Annotated in this window: 6 protein-coding genes; all 6 read right to left on the reverse strand. The window is 53.6% G+C overall.

Annotation, left to right across the window (positions count from 1 at the left end):
* The coding region (locus NP596_RS19995; protein ID WP_256617157.1) for an L-serine ammonia-lyase at nucleotides 1–887 on the reverse strand (887 nt) is incomplete at its 3' end.
* 92 nt (nucleotides 888–979) lie between these two features.
* The gene (gene ureG, locus NP596_RS20000; protein ID WP_256617158.1) at nucleotides 980–1,594 is read right to left on the reverse strand and encodes an urease accessory protein UreG; all 615 of its coding nucleotides are present in this window, start codon (nucleotides 1,592–1,594) and stop codon (nucleotides 980–982) included.
* A 99-nt stretch (nucleotides 1,595–1,693) separates the two neighbouring features.
* Nucleotides 1,694–2,368 carry an urease accessory protein UreF gene (locus NP596_RS20005; RefSeq protein WP_256617159.1) on the reverse strand — a complete coding sequence of 225 codons (675 nt, stop codon included), beginning with the start codon at nucleotides 2,366–2,368 and terminating at the stop codon, nucleotides 1,694–1,696.
* Nucleotides 2,358–2,795, reverse strand: coding sequence for an urease accessory protein UreE (ureE, locus tag NP596_RS20010; protein ID WP_256617160.1), 438 nt, complete (start codon nucleotides 2,793–2,795; stop codon nucleotides 2,358–2,360). The genes NP596_RS20005 and ureE overlap by 11 nt, the downstream gene beginning before the upstream one ends.
* A gap of 398 nt (nucleotides 2,796–3,193) precedes the next feature.
* Entirely contained in the window at nucleotides 3,194–3,724 is a 531-nt protein-coding gene (locus NP596_RS20015; protein WP_256617161.1) for an REP-associated tyrosine transposase, read from the reverse strand.
* Between the two features lie 91 nt (nucleotides 3,725–3,815).
* A partial coding sequence (locus NP596_RS20020; RefSeq protein WP_256617162.1) for a hypothetical protein occupies nucleotides 3,816–4,513 on the reverse strand: 698 nt, incomplete at its 5' end.

Here is a 4,513-nt window from a genome sequence, read left to right on the forward strand (position 1 = left end):
CCGGCGGCGCCGTTGGTCGGCGCCGTTACCACCCGGCCGCCGGCGGCATTTTCCTCGCTGACCGCCAGCGCGAACAGATTGACCCATTCCATCGTGCCCACCGGCAGGTTGGGCGTCTGCCGGGGGATTTCGCCGCTCAACTGCCGGTACAGATTGGCGGCCCGGCGTTTTACCTTCATGCCGCCCGGCAGGATGCCTTCCTGGTGCAGGCCGCGTTCGACGCAAGCCTGCATGACCCGCCAGATTTGCAGCAGATTTTCGCGAATTTCGGTTTCGCTTTGCCAAGCCTTTTCGTTGTCCAGCATCAGCGCGCTGATCGGTTTATGGTGGGCGGCGCACAATTTCAATAAGGCATCGCCGGTTTTGAAGGGGTAGGGCAGGCGGGCGTCGTCGTGGGTAATTTTGTCGGCGGCGGCGTCCGCACCGGTCACCACGAAGCCGCCGCCGACCGAATAATAATCGGCTTGCACCAACTCGGCGCCGGATGCATCGAAAACGGTGAAACGCAGGCCGTTGGCGTGATACGGCAAGGACTTGCGCTGGAACAGCAAATCGGTCTTTTCATTGAAAGAAACGGGATAGCGCTGCAGCAGCCGCACGCTGCCGCTTTCGCGGATGGCGGCCAGCCGTTGCGGAATGATGGCCGGGTCGATCAAGTCCGGCGCTTCGCCTTCCAGTCCCAACAATACGGCTTTGTCGCTGCCGTGGCCCTTGCCGGTCGCGCCCAGCGAGCCGAACAACTCCACGGTCAAGCGCTGGGTGCTTTGCAGTAGACCTTGCTGCTCCAATTTGCCGGCGAACGTCATGGCCGCCCGCATCGGCCCCACGGTATGCGAGCTCGATGGGCCTATGCCGATCTTAAAAATATCGAAAACGCTGATAGCCATTGCCGCCGCCCGGATAGTGCAAAAAAGTACGGATCAAAAAATAGAATCCAAAGTTATAGATAGTTTTACAGCAATGATCGTGCCCGCTACGTTTAGGTCTCCAACATACCTTGGTTGACAATAAAGCTGGCGATTTCGTTGACGCCCTGGCCGGATTTGATATTGCTGAACACGAACGGGCGGGCGCCGCGCATTTTTTTGGCGTCCCGGTTCATCACCTCCAGCGAGGCGCCGACATGCGGGGCCAGATCGATTTTGTTGATCACCAATAAATCCGAACGGGTGATGCCGGGGCCGCCCTTGCGGGGAATCTTGTCGCCGGCCGAGACGTCGATCACGTAAATGGTCAGATCGGCCAGTTCCGGGCTGAAGGTGGCGCTGAGGTTGTCGCCGCCGCTTTCCACCAACACGAAGTCCAGCTCCGGCCAGCGTTCGCACAATTCGTACACCGCCGCCAGATTCATCGAGGCGTCTTCCCGGATCGCGGTATGCGGGCAGCCGCCGGTTTCCACGCCCAAGATTCGCTCCTCCGGCAGCGCCTGGCTGCGAATCAGAAACTGCTGGTCTTCGCGAGTATAGATGTCGTTGGTGACCACGCCGATCTGAAACTGGTCGCGCATTTTTTTGCACAAGGCATCCACCAGCGCCGTTTTACCGGACCCGACCGGGCCGCCTATGCCGACTCGTAAAACTTGTTTTGCGTTCATATTTTCATCCTAAGTAGCCCGGATGTAATCCGGGGGGAAATTTGCCAAACCTCAATTCCACTAGCGGCGAATCGAGATTAACTTATTTTATTCACGGGTTCACGAACGAAACAAACGCGAATATTGCATTTCATGCCGGCTGCTGGCCAAGGCCAGCCCGAAACAACTTCCGCCGATATCGTCGTCCGCCATACTCAAGGCTTGCTTTACCAAGGCGGGTATGTCGCCGGCCAAGTCTTTCAGTAAACGCTGCCCGGCGACCTGGCCCAACGGTACCAGCTTGACCGCGCACAACACCTGATTTTCCAGCCAACCCCACAGGTAGCCGGCCATGGCGTCGGTTTTGCCGATTTGCCAACGCGCCGCCGCCAGACCGAACAAACCCGCCAACGTCGCATCGGGATGGCGTAGCCAAGTTTGCGCTTCCGGCAACTCCAGATTGACCAACAAGCGGGCCAGCGCCTGACCGGTTTGCCTGTCCTCGGCGCGCAGCTCGGCGGTTTCCCGGCAGGCTATCAAAGTGTTACTCCAATAAGCCACGGCTGCGTCATCGCCTCTAGTCCAAGCATCGTAAAGCCTTGCCAATATTGGCGCGTCGACCCTGCTTAGCGCGTTTGTCAACACGCCCCGCAACCAATCGGCCGCCTGGTCGGTGTTGGTAATCCAGCCGTCGTCGACCGCACGCTCAAATCCCTGCGAATAACTGTACATGCCGATCGGCAGGCCGGGGCTGACCAGTTGCAACAGCCGTATCAACGATAGATCAGTGGCCATGACTATGGCTATGGTAGGCGCCGGCCTCCGGTTGGAACGGCAGGGTTTGATGCTCGACAGTCAGACCCAGCCCAACCAACATTTGATCCAGCACGTGGTCGGTCAAAAACCGCAGTTCGCCGGGCAGAATTTGCAACGCCACGTGCCGGTTGCCCAAGTGGTAGCAGGCGCGGGCGAACAATAACGGGTCGTCGCATTTCACCATGGATAAAGGCTCCGGTGCCGCTTCGACTCTGACTTTGAAACCCTGTCCATTGGTGAGTACCGCACCGTGTTTTAGCGTTTGTCCTCTGGGTAAAAACACACCGACTTGCAGGCCGCCTTCCGTGGTTGCCGGTTGGCGGGATTTTTGGCGGGCGTCGTAGGGGAGGGTTAAGGTGTCGTCCGGGGTTTCTTTGGTGTTGGTGGTTTCGGTGAGTTTTAGCATTTTGTTTTGCTGTTATTTGTGTCGCTGTCGCGACGGGTTTTTAAATGTCGGGTCTCGGCCCGACGGCCGAGTTTCTTTCTTTTGTTTGGCCAAAAGAAAGAAACCAAAGAAAAGGCCACCCCATGCCGCTTTGCTCCTGCGCTCCGAAGGGTTTGAGCGGGGTTTTTCGAAGGGGCGTCCAGCCCCTACGAAAAACGCGCGGCGTCCCTGCCGCGCCCCTGCGGGCTGATCCGCCCAAACCCTCCGGTGCTCGGCGCGGCATCAGGGGAAAAAAACCCTACCGAAATATAAAGGAAAATCCAACAAACGTAGGGTGGGCACACGCTTTACGTGCCCACGCGGAAAACCCCGGTGTTTCAGCCGGTAGGTCCGATTAGCGTAGCGTAATCGGACGCATGTTAATCATCCCCGGCAATTGAAATCTCCAAATCACCGCCCCAATTCTCCGGATAAACGCCTCCTTCAACATATCTATGAAAACTGGAATACGGCCAGTCGGCAACCCGAGCGACCAAGCCATGTTTAACCGGATTTACATGCACGTAATCCACATGGCGTTCGAAATCCGCTTCATCCCGAATCAAATGCTCCCAAAAATGCCGTTGCCAAATGCCGCGCTCGCCAGCCATCTTCCGAACATTCGCCCGATACTCGGTTTTCGGCAACGCCCGCGAAAAACCGCTTTTTACCAATCGCCAACGCTTGCTGAAATCCGCGTCGCCCGGTGGCAACGTCCAAACCGCATGCATATGTTCCGGTAACACCACCCAAGCATCGATTTGAAACGGATGGCGTTTTCGTACCGTCCGCACCGTTTCACGTAACAAATCGATTTCGCGAACCAATAAATCGTTGTTTTTGCGTTCCAGCAAATTCACCGTAAAAAACCAAGTTCCGCCTGGAATAAATGCGCGTCGGTAATTGGGCATGGTTTGCTACATTTTTAATATCGGCTTCGGTTAGGTTTTAAACATGCGTCCGATTACGCTCCGCTAATCGGACCTACGCGGGCTACGCAGGCTATTGACCGTTTTGAGTTTTACAGTTTGAATTAGGCTGTATGACAAATCTCCATAATGGCAGATGCTGTCCTTTAAAATTCTCGTTTAAAAATACATTGAAGATGAAACTGGGAGTCTTAATATCTAATGCAATAACCTTTCCATTTTTAACAGTATATTCGCGATTCATTTTTGAGATTATGGAACTCAATGATCCAATTATTGAAAAGTTTTCTGCCGTATGATTCTCGGGGGTAAAAATTAACTTCACGCCCATAAGCTTATTTTCTTTAACAATAGGCTCGCTTTCTTTCTCAACCCAGTTGCCAAATTGGATTAAATGAAATGCCATTCCTTTCTCTGACGCATCCATAATTTCATTGTCGGCACAATATAACTTGATGTCTCGGATAGTAAAAAAAGCTTGGCCATCAGGGGCGATTTCGTTAGCTTCCAATTCATCAGCAAGAAAATGTATCTCTAAATCGGGGCTAGTGCCTATCATCATGTCTCCAATCATGGACATTTCCGACATCATCAAAGCCTTAGGTAAGTCTATGGTCAACGAATCGTTATCTTCTTCGAAGGCATCAATTGAAACCAAAACCCATTGATTCCATTTGGAAAAATAAATTGCAAATTTAAGATCGACATTATTTAATTTGGCATATCTTGCTAATTTGTTGTAATAATCCTTTTTGATTAAAAACTCTTCAG

This window comes from Methylomonas rivi (assembly GCF_024505165.1).
In the GTDB taxonomy this organism is placed as follows: domain Bacteria; phylum Pseudomonadota; class Gammaproteobacteria; order Methylococcales; family Methylomonadaceae; genus Methylomonas; species Methylomonas rivi.

Excerpts from the sequence above, each read along its gene's own strand:
- ureG (WP_256617158.1), bottom strand. The coding sequence starts at position 1,594 with ATGAACGCAAAACAAGTTTTACGAGTCGGCATAGGCGGCCCGGTCGGG.
- NP596_RS20005 (WP_256617159.1), bottom strand. The coding sequence starts at position 2,368 with ATGGCCACTGATCTATCGTTGATACGGCTGTTGCAACTGGTCAGCCCC.
- ureE (WP_256617160.1), bottom strand. The coding sequence starts at position 2,795 with ATGCTAAAACTCACCGAAACCACCAACACCAAAGAAACCCCGGACGAC.
- NP596_RS20015 (WP_256617161.1), bottom strand. The coding sequence starts at position 3,724 with ATGCCCAATTACCGACGCGCATTTATTCCAGGCGGAACTTGGTTTTTT.